Annotated in this window: 19 protein-coding genes; 2 read left to right on the forward strand and 17 right to left on the reverse strand. The window is 45.1% G+C overall.

The genetic code is table 11. From position 1 onward, the window contains the following. Window positions 1-29: 29 nt before the first annotated feature. Window positions 30-719 (forward strand): ComF family protein, encoded by a 690-nt coding sequence (locus AB1Y31_09325; GenBank protein ID MEW4983371.1) that lies wholly within the window; start codon window positions 30-32, stop codon window positions 717-719. Here AB1Y31_09325 and ubiA read toward each other — a convergent pair. The 13 genes from ubiA to aceE all read right to left on the reverse strand — a co-directional run bounded on the left by ubiA (window position 716) and on the right by aceE (window position 17,813). Further along, complete coding sequence (gene ubiA, locus AB1Y31_09330) at window positions 716-1,600, reverse strand: 4-hydroxybenzoate octaprenyltransferase (protein ID MEW4983372.1); 885 nt, start codon at window positions 1,598-1,600, stop codon at window positions 716-718. The genes AB1Y31_09325 and ubiA overlap by 4 nt on opposite strands. After that, the gene (locus tag AB1Y31_09335) at window positions 1,597-2,157 is read right to left on the reverse strand and encodes a chorismate lyase (protein MEW4983373.1); all 561 of its coding nucleotides are present in this window, start codon (window positions 2,155-2,157) and stop codon (window positions 1,597-1,599) included. The genes ubiA and AB1Y31_09335 overlap by 4 nt, the downstream gene beginning before the upstream one ends. Window positions 2,158-2,172: 15 nt before the next feature. Then, window positions 2,173-4,254, reverse strand: a complete 2,082-nt coding sequence (gene recG, locus AB1Y31_09340; protein ID MEW4983374.1) for an ATP-dependent DNA helicase RecG — start codon at window positions 4,252-4,254, stop codon at window positions 2,173-2,175. A gap of 45 nt (window positions 4,255-4,299) precedes the next feature. Then, the gene (locus AB1Y31_09345) at window positions 4,300-4,689 is read right to left on the reverse strand and encodes a RidA family protein (GenBank protein MEW4983375.1); all 390 of its coding nucleotides are present in this window, start codon (window positions 4,687-4,689) and stop codon (window positions 4,300-4,302) included. Window positions 4,690-4,699: 10 nt separating this feature from the next. Next, window positions 4,700-6,865, reverse strand: a complete 2,166-nt coding sequence (locus AB1Y31_09350; GenBank protein MEW4983376.1) for a bifunctional (p)ppGpp synthetase/guanosine-3',5'-bis(diphosphate) 3'-pyrophosphohydrolase — start codon at window positions 6,863-6,865, stop codon at window positions 4,700-4,702. Window positions 6,866-6,973: 108 nt separating this feature from the next. Continuing rightward, window positions 6,974-7,255, reverse strand: coding sequence for a DNA-directed RNA polymerase subunit omega (rpoZ, locus tag AB1Y31_09355; protein MEW4983377.1), 282 nt, complete (start codon window positions 7,253-7,255; stop codon window positions 6,974-6,976). A gap of 63 nt (window positions 7,256-7,318) precedes the next feature. Then, on the reverse strand, window positions 7,319-7,936 hold the full coding sequence (gene gmk / locus AB1Y31_09360; GenBank protein MEW4983378.1) for a guanylate kinase: 618 nt from the start codon (window positions 7,934-7,936) through the stop codon (window positions 7,319-7,321). Between the two features lie 565 nt (window positions 7,937-8,501). Further along, window positions 8,502-9,719 carry an argininosuccinate synthase gene (locus tag AB1Y31_09365; protein ID MEW4983379.1) on the reverse strand — a complete coding sequence of 406 codons (1,218 nt, stop codon included), beginning with the start codon at window positions 9,717-9,719 and terminating at the stop codon, window positions 8,502-8,504. A 63-nt stretch (window positions 9,720-9,782) separates the two neighbouring features. Further along, on the reverse strand, window positions 9,783-10,937 hold the full coding sequence (locus AB1Y31_09370; protein MEW4983380.1) for an OmpA family protein: 1,155 nt from the start codon (window positions 10,935-10,937) through the stop codon (window positions 9,783-9,785). Between the two features lie 45 nt (window positions 10,938-10,982). After that, entirely contained in the window at window positions 10,983-11,753 is a 771-nt protein-coding gene (locus AB1Y31_09375; GenBank protein MEW4983381.1) for an alpha/beta fold hydrolase, read from the reverse strand. Window positions 11,754-11,775: 22 nt separating this feature from the next. Next, a complete protein-coding gene (lpdA, locus tag AB1Y31_09380) occupies window positions 11,776-13,518 on the reverse strand; it encodes a dihydrolipoyl dehydrogenase (GenBank protein ID MEW4983382.1) in 1,743 nt (580 codons plus the stop codon). Window positions 13,519-13,526: 8 nt separating this feature from the next. Further along, entirely contained in the window at window positions 13,527-15,113 is a 1,587-nt protein-coding gene (gene aceF / locus AB1Y31_09385; protein MEW4983383.1) for a dihydrolipoyllysine-residue acetyltransferase, read from the reverse strand. Window positions 15,114-15,134: 21 nt separating this feature from the next. Beyond that, window positions 15,135-17,813: a pyruvate dehydrogenase (acetyl-transferring), homodimeric type gene (aceE, locus tag AB1Y31_09390; protein ID MEW4983384.1), complete on the reverse strand. Its 2,679-nt coding sequence runs from the start codon at window positions 17,811-17,813 to the stop codon at window positions 15,135-15,137. A gap of 214 nt (window positions 17,814-18,027) precedes the next feature. Here aceE and AB1Y31_09395 point away from each other — a divergent pair, with 214 nt between their 5' ends. Further along, window positions 18,028-18,981, forward strand: a complete 954-nt coding sequence (locus AB1Y31_09395; GenBank protein ID MEW4983385.1) for a DUF4124 domain-containing protein — start codon at window positions 18,028-18,030, stop codon at window positions 18,979-18,981. On the opposite strand, the gene argB is transcribed toward AB1Y31_09395, so the two are convergent. Genes argB through coaBC form a run of 4 tightly spaced genes read right to left on the reverse strand, consistent with a single transcriptional unit; the run spans window position 18,978 to window position 23,938 of the window. Then, complete coding sequence (gene argB / locus AB1Y31_09400; GenBank protein ID MEW4983386.1) at window positions 18,978-19,871, reverse strand: acetylglutamate kinase; 894 nt, start codon at window positions 19,869-19,871, stop codon at window positions 18,978-18,980. The two genes, AB1Y31_09395 and argB, sit on opposite strands and share 4 nt — an antisense overlap. 36 nt (window positions 19,872-19,907) lie before the next feature. Next, a complete protein-coding gene (locus AB1Y31_09405; GenBank protein ID MEW4983387.1) occupies window positions 19,908-22,364 on the reverse strand; it encodes a phosphomannomutase/phosphoglucomutase in 2,457 nt (818 codons plus the stop codon). Beyond that, window positions 22,294-22,749 (reverse strand): dUTP diphosphatase, encoded by a 456-nt coding sequence (dut, locus tag AB1Y31_09410; GenBank protein MEW4983388.1) that lies wholly within the window; start codon window positions 22,747-22,749, stop codon window positions 22,294-22,296. Before dut ends, AB1Y31_09405 begins: the two co-directional genes overlap by 71 nt. Beyond that, entirely contained in the window at window positions 22,730-23,938 is a 1,209-nt protein-coding gene (gene coaBC, locus AB1Y31_09415) for a bifunctional phosphopantothenoylcysteine decarboxylase/phosphopantothenate--cysteine ligase CoaBC (GenBank protein ID MEW4983389.1), read from the reverse strand. Before coaBC ends, dut begins: the two co-directional genes overlap by 20 nt. Window positions 23,939-24,026 lie beyond the last annotated feature (88 nt).

Genomic DNA, 24,026 nt, shown 5'->3' on the forward strand with positions numbered 1-24,026 from the left:
AAAAGTTGTCAAAATTAATTTAAATAAAAATGAACAACTGGTCAAATATTGCTCAATCAACCCTTTATCCATTAACTTGTTTTATCTGTAATCAGACTGGCCATAATGAGCTTGACCTTTGCCAGCCTTGTTTACTGGACCTGCAATCAATTGAACTAAGTTGTAACATCTGTGATATTGAGCTAACGACCGAATCGTCCACCTGTGGCAGGTGCTTAAAAACCGCACCCTATTTTGATCAAGTCACCTCGCTATACCGATATGACGGTATCGCACAGTTTTTAATCCAGTCACTCAAGTTTCAAGCCAAGCATAGCTGCGCTAGAACAATGGGCACATTAATGGCTCGCCACTTCAACAGGCTCGACAAACAGCCAGACGCCCTTATCGCTGTTCCGTTACACCCAAAACGGCTAAGAGAACGCGGTTTCAACCAATCGACGTATATCGCGCGATATATTCACAAGGAACTCAACATCCCGCTTATTCATCAAGCGCTTAAAAGAGTTGTCAATACCACTAGCCAAGCGACGTTGAAGGCCGCTGAACGTCGGAAAAATTTAAATAATGCTTTTTATTATGAAGCAACGGGGAAGATAAAATCGGTCGCCATTATCGACGACGTAGTGACAACAGGGGCCACCGCCAATGAAATTGCCAAAACGTTAAAGCAACAAGGCGTACAACGCGTTGAAATTTGGGCCTTTGCCCGAGCCTAACTTATATAGCCCCTGACAGCATAGTCTGTCGCTATACCGACAAAAACAACCAGCCCTAGCCAGTTATTATTTAAAAACGCGACCATGCATTTTGCTGGCTCTCGATCCCTAATCAAATATTGATGGTAGATAGATAATAAGAGTGCCATAAACACTGCCGCAGAATAAGCCAAACCCATGTCCGTTTTTTGCCCAATCATAATCAGCGCAATAAAAAATAAGAATTGGAAAAAACCGATCAACACCCTGTCCATATCGCCAAATAAAATAGCGGTGGACTTCACTCCTATTTTTAAATCGTCTTCGCGGTCAACCATTGCATACATGGTGTCGTATACAACCGCCCAAATCACCGTTGCCACAAATACCAGCCATGCTATCGGTGGCACTGCGTTTGTTTGAGCTGCGAAGACCATCGGCACGGCCCAACCAAACGCCATCCCTAGAAACACCTGTGGCAAATGCGTATGACGTTTCATAAACGGGTACAAGCTCGCCAAAAAAACAGCTCCTAATGACAACCAAATCGTTAGCGCGTTCATCAATAACACCAATAGAAACGATGCAAAAATCAGCACCGCGAATAATTGCAAAGCCTCTATCGGTTCTACTTGGCCTGAAGCAATCGGCCTATCTTTTGTGCGCGACACATATGGGTCTATATGCCGGTCGGCATAATCATTAATGACGCAGCCCGCCGAACGCATAAACACCACACCTAGAGTAAAAACAATGAAGACAAGCAAATCTGGCTGACCGTTACTGGCGATCCAAAGCGCCCAATACATTGGCCAAAGTAATAACAAACTACCTATCGGCTTATGCATTCGCGTTAACAACCAATACGCCTCAAGATTTGATTTTTTTAAATGAAGCCTCATGCGCTCTCAAACAAGGCAGGTAAGAAAAACTCACTCACAAGGAAGGTACACTTGTTTATCTGATAAGTATTTCGACGCGCCCAGATATATGGCTGTCCAGCAAGCAGCTTTCGCGTTGTTATATTTAATTGAGCCGCATCAATCTTAGCCAAATCAAGTCTTACTCTTTTGAGATCTGGGTAGCTAAAAATAACTTCACCGAGTGGCTTACTGCCCAAATGTGTTAGTTCTTGTAGGTTATGGGCTACTTTTCTAGGCAAGGTCGTGCGTGCAAATACGAAGGGCTTGCCGCCTATATTCAATTCAACTTCGCGAGTTAATGCATACCGGTACGGAGGTTGATTTAAACGTTGAGCGTCAGCCAAAAATGATTTTGCTAGGCCTTGCCCTTTCAAACTGACACTAAACGGTTTATGAAACGTCGTTTTTATACGATTTGTCAGCGAATTAGGCTCAAGCAACCAATCGACCACATGTTTCGGCATCGTACGCAAAGGCCACTGACTCAGCTCACGCCACGCGGGTTCTTTGACGAAAAAATTATTAATACTCTTCAACGTGGCTCTACTTAATCAAACTTGCGCATATTCTACTGAATTAGCTACCCAACGGTGAACTAAAGGTTCTACTAACTCTGGCTGTTTTCGCAAAATATTGTCCGCACATTCACTGACTTGTTCCAACACATCTGCATCACGCTCCATATCCGCTACTTTAAATTGCATAAATCCAGCCTGACGTTTGCCCAGCAACTCACCTGGACCGCGTAATTGCATATCTTTTTCGGCAATTTTAAAACCATCCGTCGTTTCACGCATAATCGATAATCGCTCGTTGGCATTTTTTGATAATGGCGGCTTATACATCAATACACAATGGCTAGCGCGCTGCCCTCTGCCCACTCTACCACGCAACTGATGCAGTTGTGCCAAGCCTAATCGTTCCGCATTTTCAATCACCATCAAACTGGCATTGGGTACATCAACACCCACTTCAATAACCGTTGTAGCAACCAATATATGTAACTCACGTTGTTTGAATTGTTGCATAACGGCCTGCTTTTCATCCGCTTTCATCCGCCCATGCACTAAGCCGATTTTTAAATTTGTTAATCTTTCTCGCAACAACTCGGCCGCCACCTCAGCCGCTTGACATTGTAAGGCTTCAGATTCTTCGATAAGGGTACAGACCCAGTACACTTGCCGGCCGTCTTCAACACCCTGTTTAATTCGTTCAATAACCCGTTCTCGTTTTGATACTGGCACCACCGATGTGGTCACCGCGGTGCGCCCAGGCGGTAATTCATCAATCACCGATAAATCTAGATCAGCATAGCCAAGCATCGCCAGTGTTCTCGGGATAGGCGTTGCCGTCATGACCAGCTGATGCGGGTGCAAACCATTCGCAGCACCTTTGTCACGCAATGCTAACCGTTGGTGCACGCCAAATCGGTGCTGCTCATCAATAATGACCAAGCCTAATTTAGCAAAAGTCACCTTTTCCTGAAACAACGCCTGCGTACCAATCACAATGCCAGAACGTCCTTCTCTGATATCTGCCGTAATCGCATCGTAGGTTTTCCCCTTATGCTGCCCCACTAACCAATCCACCTGAACACCCAGATCTGCTAGCCACGACTTGAAATTCTTAAAGTGCTGCTCGGCCAGTAATTCTGTCGGCGCCATAATAGCGACTTGAAAGCCGGCCTCTGTTGCCGCTAGTGCAGCGCAGGCCGCAACAATCGTCTTGCCCGAACCCACATCTCCTTGCAACAAACGCTGCATAGGACGTTGCTGAGCTAAGTCCAACTCTATCTCCTGAATAACGCGATGTTGCGCACCCGTTAAATCAAAGCCTAAAGAGTTTAAAAAATGTCGTCTATCTTTTCCATCCGAACTGAAACTTGGCGCGGTATTAAGTTGCACGCCTTCCTTTAAGCGACTTAAACTCAAATGATGAGCCAATAACTCTTCGAATATTAAACGTTTAAACGCGGGGATTTTACTAGCGTCCAGTGGCGGCATCGTTTCGGGGTAATGTAATTGTTGCAAACTATCTGCTAATGTCGGCAAATAACGATCATTTATAACCTGTTGAGGTAAACAATCGCGCACCACCGCCCCTTGTTGAAGCAGCAAAAACGCTTGCTTTATTAACTTCCTAAAAGACGCCTGATGCAAACCCTCGGTTACTGGGTAGACGGCCAGCAGACCTTCTTCAATCTGACCACGTTGCCCCTCAGAAATAAGCCTGTATTCTGGGTGAACAACATCAGCAGCGCCCGATTTATTGTGGGCTTTGATATCGCCAAAACAGCGTAACCACTGGCCGCGCTTCATCGCTTGTTTTTGAGTATTTGAGAAATGAAAGAATCGTAGAGTGACGAAGCCGGTACCATCGCTTACCCGAACTAACATTGAGCGGCGCCCTCTGAACACGACTTCTGCCAATTCAACTTGGCCTTCAAATAAGCACGACTCGCCAACTGGCAAAGACCCTATCGCCACCAGCTTGCTTCTGTCTTCGTACCTAAATGGCAGGTGAAATAAGATATCCGCGACTGTTACGATGCCTAAGCGCTGTAACTTAGCCGACACTTTTTCGCCGACCCCCTTTAGCTGGGTAATGGGCAAATCATCCAAACAACTTTTCACTGCTATCAATGCTATCAATGCTTTTCTAACGTCAAGCAGCTTCCATTAGTCGTTACCTAGCACCATAACGGCATCCATTTCGACGCTACAATCTTTTGGTAACGCCGCGACACCTATCGCCGCTCGAGCTGGGTACGGTTGTGAAAAATACTCGGCCATTTTTTCATTTACCACAGGAAAATCGGCCATATCTGTTAAATAAATATTAAGCTTAACAATGTCTGATAGTGAGCCACCCGCCGCTTGCGCTACAGAGGTTAAGTTCTTCAACACCTGCTCTATTTGATCTCCAATATCACCCGTAACCAGCACCATTGTTTCTGCTACCAATGGAATCTGCCCTGACAAGTAAACAGTCTGATCAATTTTAATCGCTTGAGAATACGTGCCTATCGCTTCCGGCGCTGAATCCGTATGAATAACTATTTTTTGCAAAGCTCCCCCCTTAGTTCCTAATTCGAGTTATTTTTGTCAGTGCCGAAAGTCCCCGTAAACGGCGCATCACTCGAGCCAAATGTTTCCGATCACGCACTGTAATAGTAAAAACATCACTTGAAGCATCTTCTGAACGCGACGCTATTTTTATGTTTTCAATATTACAATCATATGATGAGAATATTGAAGTAATGGCCGCTAAAACACCGCGTTCATTCTTTAATTCTAAAGCAAGGTCTGAACTAAAATCACCTTCAACTAGGTCTGACCATTGCACGCTCAACCAGTTTTTATGTTTACGCTTGAACTCCCTGGTGTTTTTGCAATGAATTCGGTGCACCACGACACCTCGTCCAGGGTTAAAGAAGCCAATAATTTTATCACCCGGAACGGGCCTACAGCAGGTACCTAGGTTAATAAGCATACCGTCTGCACCGTGAATATTGAGTGTTGCCGTGGACTGTTTGCCTTTAGCAATATCTATCGGCGATTCCTCCGCGCCTGCCGCCATCATTAGATGCTGAGCGACTAATAAGGGCATACGATTACCAAACCCCAAATCCATCAGCAAGGCGTCCAGCGAGCCGATTTGTTGTTCATCCAAAAATGCGTTCAGCTGCTCAGGGTCGAGCTCACCAAAATTCAAGCCCGCGCTTGTAAACTCAGCATTCAACAGTTGACCACCTAAGGCGATGGCATCACGCTCTTTAAATTCTTTTAGGTGATGACGAATAGCGTGCCTCGCCTTATTTGTAACAACAAAGTTCAACCAGTTAGGGTTACAGACAGCAAAGTCACTGGTCATGATTTCAACCGTTTGCCCATTTCTAAGCACCGTATGCAAAGGTTCCATTCTTCTATTTATTTTCGCCCCAGCGCAGGTCATACCAACATCCGTATGTACCGCAAATGCAAAATCAACGGCAGTTGAACCTTTAGGCAATTTAACAATTTTCCCTTTTGGAGAAAAAACAAAAATCTCTGTCGGAAATAAAGCCACCTTTAAGGTATCAATAAACTCAAACGAGTCCTCTGAGTCTTTTTGGGTTTCTAACAAATTCCTTAGCCACTCATGCGCTCTAACTTGAGTGTCATGCACAACATCTGTTGTTTTATATAGCCAGTGTGCGGCAATACCTGATTCAGCTACCCTATTCATCTCAAGGGTTCTAATTTGAAGCTCGATTGGTACGCCGAAAGGTCCCACTAAAACGGTATGCAATGACTGATAGCCATTACTCTTTGGCAATGCAATGTAATCTTTAAACTTTCCCGGGATAGGTTTAAATAAATTATGTAGCACACCGAGTGCTTGATAGCACTCCCCCTTGGTTTCTACAATCACCCTAAACGCGTACACATCAAACACTTCGTTAAACGGTATGCTTTGTCGCTTCATCTTCCGATAAATGCTATACAAATTCTTTTCACGACCGCTTATCACGCCAGGAAAGTTAGTCTCTAAAAAACCATCTATCAGTAACTTTTCAACTTTATCAACGACCTCTTTTCTGTTTCCTCGGGCTTTTTTAATGCTTTTGGAGATGATGGCTTTACGCCGAGGGAACATCGCCTCAAAACTTAAGTCCTCTAACTCAAGTCGAAACTCATGCATACCTAATCTATGTGCGATCGGCGCATAAATATCGAGTGTTTCTTTGGCAATACGCCGCTTACTCGCCGGCTTCATAACGCTAATTGTTCGCATATTATGTAAACGATCAGCGAGCTTAATAATAATCACCCGTAAGTCTTTTGCCATGGCCAAAAACATCTTGCGCATATTTTCAGCTTGCGCCTCTTCGCGGGTTTTAAAATTAATTTTCGTTAGCTTACTAACCGCCTCAACAAGACCCGCAACGTCCTTGTTAAAAGAAGCCTCTAGGTCATCAAATGTTGTCTCCGTATCCTCTAACACGTCGTGCATAAGTGCCGCCATAATACAGTCAACATCCAATTTCATATGACTCAAAATGAGTGCAACGGCAACCGGGTGACAAATATAATCTTCACCACTTAAGCGATACTGACCAAGGTGAGCGTCGCTCGCCACTTGGTACGCCTTTTCCACTTGTTCTAATTGGGCCACAGGCAGGTACTCAGTCAGCACCGACATTAATTCGGCTAACAACACTACTTGTGGTAGTTCACTTGTTTTTTTTGTCTCTACTTCCATTAATGATTATTTTCCAACACATATAAAAAATGCCCATGAATAACATCATGAGCATTCGAGTCTATCACCAAAACTCTGTTGGTGAATAGAAGGTATTTCCAAACAGTTTTAGCTGACTGAGCCTTCTTCTGTAACTGCTTGTTCAGTAGAGTCTTCTTCATCGATAAACAGTTCTTCAATTGGTGGGTTATCCACTAAATCCAAAACGTCTTCTGTAATATTCCCTGCCGCAATCTCTCTTAAGGCAACAACGGTTGGCTTATCATTTTCAAGCTCAAGGCTTGGCTCTGCGCCATCCATAATTTGGCGCGCACGTCTTGAAGCCAATAAAACCAAATCAAAACGGTTGTCTACTTTTTCAAGACAATCAGAAACTGTTACACGTGCCATTTGAGCCCCTTATAAAATATTAAATAATTTGAATAGCCGAGCATTGTACCCTATTTCACCCTATTAATTAAGTAGCTGATTTATCAATGCTGAATGGGTGTGGCTTCCTCGTTGTATCAGTAGTCGCTGCGACTTCACAACCCCCACTATTTCGTTCAACGCAATCTCGAAATCATCGTTAACAACTAGAAAGTCATATTCATTGTAATGTGACATTTCATCAACCGCTGTGCACATCCGTTCTTCGATGATGTCATCACTGTCTTGCCCACGCCTTCTCAACCGCTCTTCTAGCACTTGCTTAGACGGCGGTAAAACAAAGATCGAGCAGCAATTTTCCATGACATCACGTATTTGTTGCGCTCCTTGCCAATCTATCTCAAGAATAATATCGATACCTTGGGCCAGTTTCGCTTCAACCAGTGCTTTCGATGTACCGTATGAATTACCAAAAACACTCGCGTGCTCTAAAAAACCATGATGCTCAACAAGCCGCTGAAAGCCATCTGCGTCGATGAAATTGTAATCCACACCTTCTGTTTCGCCCGACCTTGCTGCCCTCGTCGTATGAGAAACCGAGACTTCTACACCAGAAACCGACTCTAACAACGCTTTCACTAGGCTTGTTTTACCCGCACCCGATGGTGCTGACACGATAAACAATTGCCCTACTGTCGTCATATTTTCCATTTATTCTATACGTTAAATTTGTTTTCTTTATGTGCCAATGAGCCGTTAAAACAGCGAATTTTTTCAAAATTCATATCAGAAACCACTAGCCTATCATTACTAAAACAACTGAGGTGAAGGCTTTATCACCTTGAGACGTTTTTTTACTATGTTAAAAACGTCTTTACCTAATAGAACAAGAACCGCACTTAAAGCAATGCCGCTCAGCACTAACTTTCATTAGTTGGCAAAGCCAAAATAGCGCCTAAACTTCTTACCGGCACTACCGATGTAATGTTTCGCCCATTGGCAGTTACGAATATTATTATCGTATGCCCAGAATCGCTATTCACCATCATCTAAGCAACCTACTTGAACCCAGCTGTCTTATTAAACCGAACCACCCTGTAATGAGATGCGACAATTTGCCACATTCCAAAGGCCGAAATAACTCGTTAAGCTATCATCAACTCTTACAGCAGTTTCAAGAAGTCTCCCTTTGTTGCTGCTTGTCGACCTCAAATCTTTAAGAGTTCCTATATCGCCCTCTGTCCATCTGAGGGCGTTTTTTTTGATTCTAAGATCGCTTTCTTGCCGCAATGCGCATACGCAGGGCATTTAATTTAATAAAGCCTTCTGCGTCTTTTTGATCATATGCACCACCATCATCTTCGAAGGTTGCAATATTTTCATCAAACAAGCTATCTGTTGACGACTCACGCCCCACAACGATCACATTCCCTTTATAAAGCTTCAAACGAATACGCCCATTCACCGTCACTTGCGATGCATCGATCATGGTTTGCAACATTTCGCGCTCTGGGCTCCACCAGTAGCCATTATAGATAAGGCTAGCGTAACGCGGCATTAACTCATCTTTAAGGTGAGTCACCTCACGATCCAAGGTAATCGACTCGATAGCTCTGTGCGCTTTGAGCATAATGGTGCCACCCGGTGTTTCGTAGCAACCACGGGCTTTCATACCGACATAGCGATTTTCTACTATATCTGCACGACCAATACCATTAGCACCACCGACTCTGTTCAACTCTGCCAGCACTGTTGCGGGAGACATCGCCTGCCCATCAATCGCAACAATATCACCCGCTTTGTACTCAAGTTCAATGTACGTTGCGTCGCTCGGCGCCGCTTCTGGCGATACCGACCAACGCCACATGTCTTCTTCAGGCTCAACCCATGGGTCTTCTAAAATATCGCCTTCATAGGAAATATGTAGCAAATTGGCATCCATTGAATACGGTGATTTTTTACCGCGTTTCATTTCAACCGCAATACCTGCTTTTTCAGCATAGTCCAATAGCGACTCACGTGAGGTTAAATCCCATTCACGCCATGGCGCGATAATTTTTACGTCTGGTTTCAGCGCATACGCACCGAGTTCAAAACGCACTTGGTCATTGCCTTTTCCAGTTGCGCCATGCGAAATAGCATCAGCACCCGTTTCGTTGGCAATTTCAATTAAACGTTTGGAAATAAGCGGCCGCGCAATAGACGTACCAAGAAGGTACTCACCTTCATAAATGGTATTGGCTCTAAACATTGGAAACACAAAGTCACGAACGAACTCTTCTTTCAGATCATCGATATAAATTTCTTTGATACCATACGACACCGCTTTTGCGCGAGCTGGCTCAACTTCTTCGCCTTGACCCAAATCGGCCGTAAATGTAACCACTTCACAACCGTATACATCTTCCAACCACTTAAGAATAACGGACGTATCTAATCCACCTGAATAGGCTAAAACAACTTTATTCACTTCTTGCTTTGACATGGGCTAACTCGCGACTTAAAAAAATAATGCGCGAATTATACCTGATTGGATGACCGCTTGGCGCTACCCTGAAATTGAAATATCAACGCGCCTATTCAATTGGCGTCCTGTTGGATAACGATTGCTGCTGGTTGGCCTACTTTCGCCATACGCTTTCGTAATAATTTGCTCGGACTTAACCCCTTTTGCTAGCAAATATTGCTTAATCACATTAATACGTTTTTTAGACACCGCCATATTAGCCTGACGCGGCCCTTCACTATCACTATACCCCTTAAGCACGAGGGTACCTTCTGGTTTTTGTAGGCGCAAATAGTCCAACAAATAGTCCAATTTTGTATTGTCACGCTTATTTAACTGAGTTGAGCCCGACCTAAAATAAATATGGCTGAAAGGTTCTGGCCCAGCCACCTTAATGCGCACACTGCCCTCAGGCGTATCTAATGCTTCAGGGTCATCAAGCGCAATAACTTGCTCCGCGGGCATACCTTCTTTAATTAAGAAGTCACGTAACGTTTGCACACGCTTATCATAAACTCGCCGGCCATCTTTGACTGAAAAACCGTCTGTACCACGAATAAGGTCAATCCGCTCAGTAGGGCCCGCCTCTCTCACATACGTCACCGCCTTACTCAAAAGTTTGCGGTTTTTATGTGTGATTGTTGTACTTAAATTATTGAATAACGATAGTTTTTGATGCACATCTTTTCGACTAAATGGCAGTAAGTTTTGACGACATGCCTCAAACAGAGCCATCACATCCAAAAAATTAACTGACGATACAACGACACTTACCGCAGCGCCACCTTGCTTAGTTTCATAGTTAAATTGCGGAAAACGCCCGTTAGAAAGTTCCTGTAACATCCTTTCAGACACATCACTATTGACCTCTACTTGATGCGCCGAAGCTTCAACTGTCGCTAACTTTAACGATGGTGCATCATGCATCCAAACCGGCGCCACAGAACTCAACATGGCCGTTTGAATTGGCGGCACATACGACTTGGCTTGTAAGGTAAAGTTAACGCGTTCGCCCGATTTTTGTTCAAAAACACCCACACCATACTGCGGAATGGTATGCGTTATTGAGCATGCCACCTTGTTACCTGAAAATTGCCATTGTGAATGAGTAATCGGCGCTTGATACTGTTGCGCCTGCGTACTAGCGCTAAATAATATGACCGCTAATATTGATAACGTGTGATTAATTACTTTCATGCCGCTTGTATCGGCCGATAAAAGCAAAACTTTATAGCTTTTCCGTTAGCCTAGAAAATGATTGAGCATCTGCATAAATTCTGTTGGTGACTCGATGTGTGGCCAATGCCCTGCCCTTTCTATTGTTTGAAATTCAGCATTAGGGAACATATCTTTCGCCACGCCTTGGTAACGCAAGGCTAAGTAGCTGGACTTGCCACCATTAATAAACAAGGCTGGATCGGTATACGCCGCTACCGCCTCATTCGCGGGGAAGCCCATAATCGCCAGCATGTTTTCTTCAATGCTCGCTAAGTTTACACGCCACTGGTAGCCGCCAGTCTCACCTTTCACTAAATTTTGTAATAAAAACTGCCGCAAACTTGGCACGGCTATTTTTTCCGCTAAGTATCGCTCCGCCTCTTTCCTTGAATTCACATGATCTAGCGGCACGTGATAAAAGCCCGCCAAAACGTCGTCAAAATTGTGCGTATACGCCACTGGCGCTATATCCACCAACACTAGTTTGCTTATTTTCTCTGGCGATGATAAGGCAAACTGCATAGCCACTTTTCCGCCCATACTGTGCCCAAGCACCGTCGCGCATTTTATTTGATGCAGCTCCATAAACGCCAACACATCGGCTGACATAGATGAATAGTCCATTATGTCTGAATGTGGCGATCCGCCATGGTTACGTAAATCTAGCGCATATACGGTATAACGATCCGATAGCTGCTTGGCAATACCCTGCCAGTTCCGAGCACTACCAAATAGACCATGCAAAATAATTAGCGGCTCGCCTAATTCACCGTGTTGCGCGTAATTTAAAGTCACTGTATTCACTGAATGCTGGCGCTTATTTCTTCTTAATGTATAAATCCGTAATCGAGCCTGCTTGCATTTCTGCCGCAAAGCACAAGGTTTCGGACAGCGTAGGGTGCGGATGAATGGTTAAGCTCATATCTTCAACATCAGCGCCCATTTCCAATGCCAGAACCGCTTCAGCGATGAGTTCACCAGCATTTGTCCCCACGATACCCGCGCCTAATATACGCTTTGTCTGTGGATCCCAAAGAATTTTAGTCATGCCTTCATCGCGACCAATACTCAAGGCACGGCCACTTGCTGCCCACGCGAACACTGATTTTTCGTATTTAATGCCATCCGCTTTTGCCGTAGTTTCAGTTAAACCCATCCATGATATTTCAGGGTCGGTATACGCTACTGATGGGATCGTCATCGGGTCAAACGCCGCCTTTTCACCGGCTATCACTTCTGCCGCTACTTTGGCTTCGTGTACCGCTTTATGCGCTAACATTGGGTTGCCGACGACATCGCCGATAGCAAAAATATGCGGCACATTGCTTCGCATTTGTTTATCCACCGAAATAAAGCCGCGTTCATCCACTTTCACGCCTGCTTTATCCGCACTGATCAACCCACCATTGGCTCGTCGACCCACCGATAATAAGACTCGATCGTACACTGCCGACTCGGGCACACCCTCACCTTCAAATGTCACTTTTAAACCGGCATCGGTGGATTCAATGGCTGTCACTTTTGCTTTTAAGTAAATATTTTCTAGCTGCTTTGAAAGGCGTTTGTGCAAGGGTTTAACTAAATCTTTATCACAGCCCGCCACCAACTGATCCATTAACTCTATAACGCTTATTTTGGAGCCTAGGGCGTGATAAACCGTCGCCATTTCAAGCCCAATAATACCGCCACCTATGACTAACATTGTTTCAGGCACATCCGCTAGCGCTAACGCACCCGTTGAGTCCATTAGTCGCTCATCGTCATATGGAAAGCCTGGAATTTTTACTGGCTGAGAACCTGCCGCAATAATCGCATTATCAAATGATATTGTTTGACTAGCACCATCACGCTCAACAACCACCGAATGACTTGAGGCAAAATTTGCATACCCCGTCACTACCGTCACGTTTCGCTGTTTTGCCAGACCCGCCAAACCACCTGTTAAGCGCTGAATGATCTTTTCTTTATTACCACGAATGCCATCAATGTCTAACGTTGGCGGTTCAAATGTAACACCATGAGCCGACATCTCCGCCGCTTCATGAATCACTTGAGCTTGGTGCAACAAGGCTTTTGATGGAATACAGCCCACGTTCAAACAAACGCCGCCTAATGAAGAATAACGCTCAATCAACACTACTTTCTTGCCTAAATCTGCCGCGCGAAATGCTGCGGTATAACCGCCGGGACCCGCCCCCATCACTAACACTTCAGCGTGTAGGTCGGCGTTAGCGTTTGCAGGAATGACCGGCGTAGAAACAGGCTTGGCCACTGGGATATCGTCAGAAGCGGCTTTGTCTTGCGTAGAAGCGGACGCCATAACTTCAAGCTTAATGAGCATATCGCCTTCGAGCACTTTATCACCCAAAGCAACCATAATTTCTTTAACGACTCCGGCGCCGGTGCTGGGAATATCCATCGACGCCTTATCGCTCTCGAGCGTCACGATACTATCTTCGATAGCAACGATATCACCCACTGAAACAGCAATATCTATCACTTCGACACCCTCGTCAAACTCACCAATATCGGGAACATTTATATCTATAAAATCAGTCATAACGCCTCCTACAACAACACACGACGGATATCGTTCAGATAACCAGATAAAGCCATCATGAAAGCCGCCGCATCGGCACCGTCGATCACTCGATGGTCATATGTCATATCTAACGGAAGCATTAATCGTGGAGCAAACTCTTTGCCATTCCAAACAGGCTGAATATCAGCACGAGTCGCCCCAAGTATTGCCACTTCAGGCGCATTAACGATGGGTGTAAAAGCCGTACCACCAATGCCGCCTAAACTCGAAATGGTCATACAAGCACCCTGCATTTCTTTCGGTGACAGTTTGCCATCTCGCGCTTTTTTACTGATCGCACCCATTTGTTCCGCCAATTCAAAAATATTGGTTTTATCAACATCTTTGAACACAGGTACTACTAGCCCATTCGGCGTTGCCACCGCTATCCCTATGTTGTAATACTTCTTGTAAATAAGGCTCTGCCCATCAGGCGACAATGATGCATTAAATTGTGGAAATTCTTTCAAAGCCGCTACTAGAGCTTTCATAATAAAAGCGAGGAAAGTCACCTTAACGCCACGCTTTTCGGCGTCCGCCTTTAATGATTTCCGAAACGCTTCCATCTCTGTAATATCAGCTAATTCATGGTGCGTCACCATCGGCACATTCAGCCAAGCTCTTGTAAGGTTAGTGCCCGTTAAGCGTTTAATCTTGCTAAGTGGCTTCTCTTCAATCTCACCAAACTTTGAAAAATCAATCGCTGGGATGGGCGGTATGCCTGAGCCCGTCGGTGCAGCTAACGTAGATGCGCCCGATATAATTTGTTTAACGTGATTTTTAATGTCTTCTTTTAACAGCCGACCTTTCGGTCCTGATGCCTTTGAGATCGTTGATAAATCGACACCCAGTTCTCTTGCAAACTTACGCACCGTCGGACTCGCGTGAATATGCCCCATAGGCTTAGAGCTAACAGGCGCTGGCGCAGTGCTAGCCAGTTGCGCAGGTTGTTTTGGCGACGGCGAAGAAGCCACTACCTTTTCCGAAGTTTGAGGCTCAGACACTGAATCACTCTTCCCAGTTGTGATAGCCACTTGCCCAGACAAGACGACAATTAAACCGCCTTCAGATACTGAGTCGCCCACCACAACTTTTATTTCTTTTACCGTACCGGCCGCAGTTGAAGGGATCTCCATACTGGCTTTATCACTTTCAAGCGTGAGCAACGATTGCTCTTCTTCGACCACATCACCCACAGCAACATTCACCTCGATCACTTCAACCGAGTCGAAATCACCAATATCGGGAACAAGGATGTTGATATCTGCTACCGACGCCGCCTCTTCTTGTGCCGTTTCCTTTACGGATGGAGCACTGATTTCTTCTATAGCACTCACCTGTTTTAGGCGAACAACAACCGTGCCTTCTGCCACCGAGTCACCCACCGTTACCAAAATCTCTTCAACCACACCGGCCGATGAAGAGGGAATCTCCATGCTCGCTTTATCGCTTTCAAGCGTTAGTAAAGCTTGCTCTACTTCAACTGTATCGCCAACAGAAACCAATACTTCAATCACCTCAACCGCATCAAAGTCGCCAATATCGGGCACCGCTACATCTATTAAATCACTCATCAAATTCTCCTGTTGGCCTCTTTAAACTAACCACGGTGCGGGTTTTGAAGCGTCTAAGCCATACTTTTCTATAGCCTGCTCAACAACAGATTTATCAATCTGCCCTAAATCAGCTAATGAATTCAACGCGGTAACGGCAACGTAATAACGGTCAACTTCGAAGAAACGGCGCAGGTTTTCTCGTGTATCTGAACGACCAAATCCATCGGTCCCTAAAACGGAGCAATGCTTACGGATAAAGGGTCGAATTGAGTCCGCCAATAAACGCACGTAATCTGTTGACACAATAACCGGCCCCTCGCGGTCATTCAAACACTGCGAAACATACGGGATTTCTTTCTCTTGCGTTGGGTTCAAACGATTATTTCGTTCACACGCTTGTCCTTCACGAGCCAGCTCAGTAAAGCTGGTGCAACTCCACAAATCAGACGCGACACCCCAGTCTGCTTCAAGCAATTCAGATGCGGCGATGACTTCATTAAAGATAGTACCGGAGCCCAGTAATTGAACCCGCAATTTACTTTTTTCAGCACCTTGCTTGAATAAGTACATGCCTTTGATAATGCCTTCTTCAACACCTTCTGGCATCGCCGGATGTACGTAGTTTTCATTCATTACAGTTAAGTAATAAAACACATCTTCTTGCTCTTGAAACATGCGTTTCAGACCGTCGTGCATGATAACAGCCAATTCATAATTGAACGTTGGATCATATGAAATACAGTTTGGTACCGATGATGCCCACAATAAGCTGTGCCCATCCTCGTGTTGAAGCCCTTCACCATTAAGGGTTGTGCGCCCTGCCGTTCCACCTAATAAGAAACCACGTGCGCGTTGATCTGCTGCTGCCCAAATCAAATCACCAATACGCTGAAAGCCAAACATCGAGTAGAAAATGTAGAACGGGATCATTGGCACATCACTAGTCGAATACGACGTACCCGCGGCAATCCAGTCACACATACCACCGGCCTCATTGATGCCTTCTTGCAGCACTTGACCATTTTTGTCTTCTTTATAAAACATCAATTGATCTGAATCTTGTGGTGTGTACAACTGCCCCACTTGCGACCAAATACCTAACTGGCGGAATAAACCTTCCATACCAAAGGTGCGAGACTCATCCGGTACAATCGGCACAATACGCTTACCAATTTCTTTGTCTTTTAAGAGAATATTTAATAAACGAACAAAGGCCATCGTCGTTGAAATTTCACGCCCCTTAGAGGTGCCTTTCAACATCGGTTCGAATACCGCTAAGTCGGGGATCGTTAACGAATCGGACTTTTCACGACGAGCAGGCAGGTAACCACCCAAATCCATCCGTTTCTTCTTCATGTATTGTTGTTCTGCCGAGCCTTCTTCAAAGGTCAGGTAGGCCAAATCATCAACGTCTTCATCTGAGATAGGTAATTCAAATTTATCTCTAAAATGCAGTAGCGAATCGTGGCTCATTTTCTTTTGCTGGTGTGTGGTGTTTTGCGCCTCACCCGACTCACCCATGCCATAGCCTTTTATCGTTTTGGCTAAAATAACGGTTGGCCTTGTTGTTTCCTTGCACGCTGCATCATAGGCAGCAAATACTTTTGCTGGGTCGTGCCCACCGCGGTTTAAGTCCCAAATATCTTTATCAGACCAGTCCGCCACCATCGCTTTTAATTCCGGCGTATTAAAGAAGTTTTCTCGAACATACGCGCCGTCTTTGGCTTTCATTGTTTGATAATCGCCATCCACACAATTCATCATGCGTCGGCGTAGATGCCCTTCTGTATCACGTGCTAACAACGCGTCCCAGCGATTACCCCAAATAACTTTGATGACATTCCAGCCTGCGCCCCTAAATTCAGACTCAAGCTCTTGAATAATTTTACCGTTACCTCGAACAGGGCCATCGAGTCGCTGTAAATTACAATTAATAACAAACACGAGGTTGTCTAGGTTTTCTCGCCCAGCCATACCAATCGCACCTAATGATTCCGGCTCATCGGTTTCACCATCGCCCAGAAATGCCCAAACTTTTCTATCGTCCGTTTTAGCAAAGCCCCGATCTTCAACGTACTTCATAAAGCGCGCCTGATAAATCGCCATAATGGGGCCTAGCCCCATCGATACGGTCGGGAATTGCCAAAAGTCCGGCATCAGCCAAGGATGCGGGTATGACGAAAGACCACCGCCATCAACCTCTTGGCGGAAGCCGTCCATTTGCTCTTCACTCAAACGCCCTAGCATAAAGGCGCGTGCATAGATGCCTGTTGCAACATGGCCTTGCACATAGACCAAGTCACCGCCATGCGTTTCACTCGCCGCGTGCCAAAAATGATTATAACCCACGTCGTATAGAGTAGCCGATGAAGCAAAACTGGCTATATGCCCGCCTACATTTGTACCTTTATTAGCCCGAAGCACCATCACCATCGCGTTCCACCGAACATAAGAACGAATTTTATGCTCTATGGAAGTATCCCCTACATACTGTGCTTGCTGGGGAACTGAGAGCGTATTAATATAGGCAGTGGCCGCACTAAACGGAATATCCGCTCCAGCAAATCGGGCCTTTTCAATTAATGTTTCTAATAAGAAGTGAGCGCGTTCTTCACCCTCATGTTCAATGACCGCAGCAAGTGCTTCGATCCACTCTTTTGTTTCCTGAGGGTCGCTATCGCTAGCACTAAGGTGAGAAGAAAATTTATCGACAGACATGCTTACTCCAAATTAATCAAATATTAAAAAAGCCAGTACCGGCTTGGCATTTTCACAAATGCCTTATTCTGAACTATACTCAATAGCAATTCATATACCAAAAGCAACACCTATAACCAGATTGAATATTAGACTATGTGTCACCTAAACTTTTAGTATATGCCTATGATACCTGTTATTGAGTTGATCTTTTGATAAAAAATACGTTGAAAATATGATGAAAAAAAACAATCTTTTAATTCTCTCTTTGATCCTATTCACGCTGTCCAACAGCGCTATTGCTGGGAAGTTATATAAATGGGTCGACGAAAACGGAGAAATATCTTTTTCTGATAAAGTGCCGCCAAAGGACGCAAGGCGCGAACGTGAAGAGTTAAACGAAACAGGCCGTACGATTGCCGTAAAAGACGCCGCTAAAACGCCTCAGCAAATAAAACAGCTCAAAAAGATAGCTGCTTTACAAAAAACACAAGAAAAATTACTGCAAGCACAACTGGCGCAAGACGCCGCCCTACTAAAAACTTTTCGCTCGGAAGAAGACATCGATGCCTTAGCAAAAAGCAAACTAGAGATGATCGACTCCCATATTGCCATCGCCACAGATCAGTCTGAAATATTGAAAAAACAGCTTATTCTTCATCAAAAAGCAGCGGCCAATTTTGAGCGCTCCGGCAAAGCCATACCAAAAAAGAACCTGTCTAACATCGAGTTAGCACAAAGCCAATTTAGTAAAAATCAAGATGAGATTGCTGACTTTAAATTACGGAAGGTAGAACTGGCAGAACAACTAGCGAAGGACAAATCACGCTTTAACACGCTAAAAACCCAATCAACAGGCACACCACGCATTCATAGCGAGACCATACCAAGTCTTTTATTAGGCGAGCTAACCTGTAGCAAAAGCCCTTGCGAGGCTTTATGGGCAAAGGCAGTGTCGTTTATCGGCAAAGCCGGCGCTAAAATCACCTACCGTTCGGACAGCTTAATACTCACTAAAACACCCAGTCTGAGTAAGGATAGAGGAGTTTCTTTAACTAAAACCAAAGACGGAGAGCACGCCACTCTCACGCTTGATATCCGTTGCGCTGATTCAAAAGGCGGCAAAGCGACCTGTAAGAATGAAAAAACCGCGCAACTGGTAGGTGAGTTTAACCAGCTGAGCCGCTAACTTCTAACCAGCAAAGTCCCCATGCCCTTATCTGTTAATAACTCCAACAGAACCACATGTGGAACCCGTCCATCAATGATATGCGCGCTGTTGACTCCGCCATTTAACGCATCCATCGCACATTGAATCTTTGGTAGCATGCCGCCGAAAATAGTACCGTCATCTATAAGACCATTAACTTCAGCGATAGATAGGCCCGTTAACAACTCATCGTCTTTACTCAGTAAGCCTGACGTATTGGTTAATAACAACAGCTTTTCCGCACACAGAATTTCCGCCATTTTGCCAGCGACTATATCTGCGTTGATATTATAGGAGGCGCCGTCCTTACCCACGCCAATCGGCGCAATGACTGGAATAAAATCACCCTGAACCAACATATCAACAACAGCAGGGTCAATACTATCAACATGACCCACATGACCCATATCGATTAATTCTGAAGCCTGCTCTGATGCAGCTTCTTTATCTGAAATTTTCTTGGCCCGAATGAGGTCACCATCTTTGCCCGTTAAACCAACAGCTGAACCACCATGTTGATTAATCAGGCTAACAATTTCTTTATTGACCAGACCCCCAAGCACCATCTCAACAACATCCATGGTGTCGCTATCGGTCACTCGAATACCATCAACAAATTGACTCTTCATCCCCAGTTTTTCTAAATGCTGACCAATTTGTGGCCCGCCGCCATGCACCACAACTGGGTTTAAACCCACCTGTTTCAATAAAACAATATCTCGGGCGAAACCACTTTTTAAGTCCTCGTCCACCATTGCGTTTCCACCATATTTAATAACGATGGTTTTACCTGAAAACTTTTGGATATACGGAAGCGCCTCGCTTAAGACGTGCGCGGTTTGTATGGGGTCAATTTTTTGATTCTTCATTATTTTCTTATATGGTCAAATTACTAAATTGTGGGACTAAAAAGGTAACGCAATATCGGCGTCAATTTTTAACATTTGCTCACGGAACACTTCTTTAATTCGCTCTAATGCCAACTCATCATCTGCTTCAAAACGTAATACCAACGATGGCGTTGTGTTAGACGCCCTAACTAAGCCCCAGCCGTCTTTAAATTCAACTCGCACACCGTCAATCGTGATAATTTTGGCATCTTCAAACGTTGCTTGCGATTGCAACTGCTCTACAAAACTGAAGTTCTCACCTTCTTCTAGGCTAACGTTTAATTCGGGCGTACTGACGCTATCGGGTAACTCGGCAAAAATTTCTGTGGTTGACCTAAATTCTGCGGTTACAATTTCCAATAAACGTGACGCCGTATATAACGCATCATCAAAGCCGAACCATCTCTCTTTAAAGAAGATGTGCCCACTCATCTCACCCGCTAACTCAGCATTCGTTTCTTTCATTTTAGCCTTGATGAGCGAGTGCCCTGTTTTAGACATAATCGGTTTGCCGCCATGTTTCGCAATCACTTTAGCTAAATTGCGTGTGCATTTTACGTCATAAATAATGTCTGCCCCAGCTTGTCTCGACAATACATCCATCGCGTACAACATCATTTGTCGATCAGGCCAAATAACATTCCCGCTAGAATCCACAACGCCCAAACGGTCGCCATCGCCATCAAAAGCCAAGCCCAACTCGGCCTCTTCTTCGCGCACTTTATCAATAAGCTCTTGCAGGTTCTCAGGCTTGCTCGGGTCAGGGTGATGATTTGGAAAGTTGCCATCAATCTCACAGTACAATGGAATTACGTCACAGCCAAGCGTAGACAAAAGCATTGGCGCTGCTTCTCCCGCCACACCATTACCGCAATCCACCACCACCTTCATCATTCGCCCTAAGCGAACATCATTGGTAATAGCGCCAATATATTCTGGCAACATCCTTTGTTCTTGGTAAGACCCTACGCCCTTGTCGAAATCGTCTCGTTCGATGCGCTGATACAGTTGTTGAATGGCGTCACCAGATAACGTATTGCCCGCTATAACAATTTTGAGCCCATTATAATTTGCTGGGTTGTGGCTACCGGTAACCATCACGCCCGATTGAGTATCTAACTGATGCGTTGCAAAATACAACACCGGCGTTGGCACTTGGCCCACATCAATCACATCACAGCCCGTCGCTTGAATGCCTTTAGCCAGCGACTCACTGAGCCTAGGGCTGTGCAAACGCCCGTCGCGTGCAATCGCTACGCTCTTTTGACCCGCATTCAACGCCTCACTAGCAATCGCCTGACCGATTGAAAAGACGCCTTGCTCAGTCAAGCTTTCATCGACAATCCCTCGAATATCGTAAGCTCTAAAAATAGACTGCGGCACATCAGTTTGAGTCTCGACTTCAATTGCGTCATCCTTCATAAAAATTGGGCTTCGTGCCTCTTCGCTTGGTTTGCCCATATTTTCTTTTATAGCTTCGGCTAATTTTTCCCGACTCCCTTCTTCATCTTCTGCCCATGAAATAGATTCGTTTTCAGCCATTGGTAATTCCTTTGCCACCTTCTTTTTCCTTTTTCTAATCGAATTACCCAGCATTTGACGCTTACCTTTGTTCGATAACACACTAACAAGCACACCAAATATCAACACAACAACTAACAGGCTTGCTGCATACATAAGTAACTCAGCTTCAGAAATAGGCGCGATTATCTCTCGTTGCTTAATGACAATTCTCCAACGAGTACCGGCTACTTGCACTGCGCCTAAGTCCACCCCTGTTTTATGAGAAGCGACACCGTGATCCGCAACTTTTAAACTCCCTTGTTTCAGCATTAACCAAGCAGATTTTTCATTCGCTAGTACTGATTTAAAAGCTGCCTGTATGGTGTTAACCTCAAAACTAATTAAAATCACCGCCAGTAACTTATTATCGTCTAGAACAGGAGCCGTAATGGCAAAATGGCGGTCATCACCACCCATCATATGCACTTCAGGCATTTGAATTTTCTTTGAAGCCTCGGCTTTCCTAATCAAGTCTAATCCTGCATAGCCCAACGGCGGCTTAACGGATGTATCAACATGCATCAAACCAGGGAGAACAACTCTCAACATGGCCGCATCATTAACGATGGCTCTATTCTCGGCGATCCAGTCAGTTAGTGCTGGCCGACCATCATTTAAACTGGCAATCAAGGCAGGGTCGTTCGCAAGCAGCTCTAACTCTTTCCGCCACTTCTTCACTGTCACCGATAAAACGCCACTCGCTTGTTGTACCCGTGCTTTTAATTGTTCAGCCTCTTCAACATTCTGCTGGCCGACCTGGCTGATATAAACATAGCCAGCACCCGCTGTCGCAATAATAAGCAGCATCAAAAAGAGTACAACTTTTTTTACCATGCGTTTACCCTGTCCCAGTATGGCCAAACCCGCCTTCACCACGATGACTGTCATCGAAACTGTCGACTTGCTCAAACTCAACCTGCTCAACCGGCACAAATACCAGTTGCGCAATACGGTCACCAATCTCAATGGTGAATTCTGTGTTTCCACGATTCCAACACGAGACAAATAACTGACCTTGATAGTCCGAATCAATCAGCCCCACTAAGTTACCCAATACGATGCCATGTTTATGCCCCAAGCCCGACCTTGGCAAAATAACAGCGGCTAAATTTGCATCGCTGATATGAACCGCCATGCCGGTAGGGATCAGTTTAGTTTCTCCCGGCTTAAGCAATAAAGCCTCGTCTAAACATGCACGCATGTCCAACCCAGCCGAGCCGGTTGTTGCATATTCTGGTAAAGGGATGGATTGACCTAGGCGATCATCCAGTAATTTAAGCTGTATTTTTTTCATGGTACCTTTTTGCTATTAATGTCACTAATTCTCTGGCTAATTCTGGCTTTGGCATGCTGCCAAATTCCTGCTCGCCACCTTTCCAATACACTGTTAAAGCGTTCTGTTCGCTGTTGAAACCACCAGTGTCTCGGCCAACCCAGTTCGCCGCAATCATATCTAGCGATTTCCTCTCAAGCTTCCCTTTTGCGTACTCCTCTAAGTTGTCGGTTTCAGCCGCAAAACCAACACAAAAGGTTGTATCGTCCTGTGTTGCAACATTGGTCAAAATATCAATCGTTTTAACCAAAGTTAACTGCATCTCCGATGCATTTTTCTTTATTTTATTGTCAGCGATTTCGACCGGCGTGTAATCCACTACCGCGGCCGATGCTATAAAGATATCAGCCGGTTCAGATTTCGACATCACCGCAGCAGCCATCTCACTTGCACTGATGACATCAATACGCTCAACACCCGACGGTGTTGGAATCTGCACGGGCCCAGCGACCAAGGTGACATGCGCCCCCGCTTCAACACACGCTTGCGCGAGAGCAAAGCCCATCTTTCCTGAGCTGTGATTGCTGATGTATCGAACTGGGTCAATCGCCTCTCTCGTTGGCCCGGCGTTTAACAAAACATTCAAACCAGCCAATTCACCTGTTTGAAAGTGCTCTGCAACCGATTGAGCTAATTCCTCTGGCTCAAGCATCCTGCCCAAGCCAACTTCACCACACGCTTGAACACCTTCACCCGGGCCAAGAATAAAGACGCCTTGCGATTCAAGCTGACTAATGTTTTTTTGAGTATTAGGGTCATCAAACATTGCACGGTTCATTGCGGGCGCTAACATCACTGTCTTTTCCGTCGCTAACAAAAGCGTCGTTAGTAAATCATTGGCCATACCCGAGGCTAAGCGCGCAATAAAGTCTGCGCTAGCCGGCGCAACTAAAATCACATCAGCCCAACGCGCCAAATTAATATGACCCATCCCAGCTTCTTCCTCAGCATCGAGCAATTGAGTATGCACAGGCATACCTGATAAGGCTTGGAAGGTTAAAGGAGTAATAAACTCCGTCGCTGCTGGCGTCATCACAACGCGAACTTCAGCACCCATCGATTGACATAAGCGCAACACTTCAGCCGCCTTATATGCCGCTATGCCCCCCGTGACGCCCAGTAATACACGCCTATTTTGAAGTTTGTTCACGATACGTTTTACTTATTGATTTAACTAATAACCCATTATGTCACACAACACGATATATTCTATGCTCCAAACTATTAACGTTATCAAG

The organism is Cycloclasticus sp. (genome assembly GCA_040743155.1).
Taxonomy (GTDB): domain Bacteria; phylum Pseudomonadota; class Gammaproteobacteria; order Methylococcales; family Cycloclasticaceae; genus Cycloclasticus.

Excerpts from the sequence above, each read along its gene's own strand:
- rpoZ (MEW4983377.1), bottom strand. The coding sequence starts at position 7,255 with ATGGCACGTGTAACAGTTTCTGATTGTCTTGAAAAAGTAGACAACCGT.
- aceF (MEW4983383.1), bottom strand. The coding sequence starts at position 15,113 with ATGAGTGATTTAATAGATGTAGCGGTGCCCGATATTGGCGACTTTGAT.
- AB1Y31_09325 (MEW4983371.1), top strand. The coding sequence starts at position 30 with ATGAACAACTGGTCAAATATTGCTCAATCAACCCTTTATCCATTAACT.
- dut (MEW4983388.1), bottom strand. The coding sequence starts at position 22,749 with ATGAAAAAAATACAGCTTAAATTACTGGATGATCGCCTAGGTCAATCC.
- aceE (MEW4983384.1), bottom strand. The coding sequence starts at position 17,813 with ATGTCTGTCGATAAATTTTCTTCTCACCTTAGTGCTAGCGATAGCGAC.
- AB1Y31_09365 (MEW4983379.1), bottom strand. The coding sequence starts at position 9,719 with ATGTCAAAGCAAGAAGTGAATAAAGTTGTTTTAGCCTATTCAGGTGGA.
- AB1Y31_09370 (MEW4983380.1), bottom strand. The coding sequence starts at position 10,937 with ATGAAAGTAATTAATCACACGTTATCAATATTAGCGGTCATATTATTT.
- lpdA (MEW4983382.1), bottom strand. The coding sequence starts at position 13,518 with ATGACTGATTTTATAGATATAAATGTTCCCGATATTGGTGAGTTTGAC.
- AB1Y31_09350 (MEW4983376.1), bottom strand. The coding sequence starts at position 6,865 with ATGGAAGTAGAGACAAAAAAAACAAGTGAACTACCACAAGTAGTGTTG.
- gmk (MEW4983378.1), bottom strand. The coding sequence starts at position 7,936 with ATGACGACAGTAGGGCAATTGTTTATCGTGTCAGCACCATCGGGTGCG.
- ubiA (MEW4983372.1), bottom strand. The coding sequence starts at position 1,600 with ATGAGGCTTCATTTAAAAAAATCAAATCTTGAGGCGTATTGGTTGTTA.
- argB (MEW4983386.1), bottom strand. The coding sequence starts at position 19,871 with ATGAAGAATCAAAAAATTGACCCCATACAAACCGCGCACGTCTTAAGC.
- AB1Y31_09395 (MEW4983385.1), top strand. The coding sequence starts at position 18,028 with ATGATGAAAAAAAACAATCTTTTAATTCTCTCTTTGATCCTATTCACG.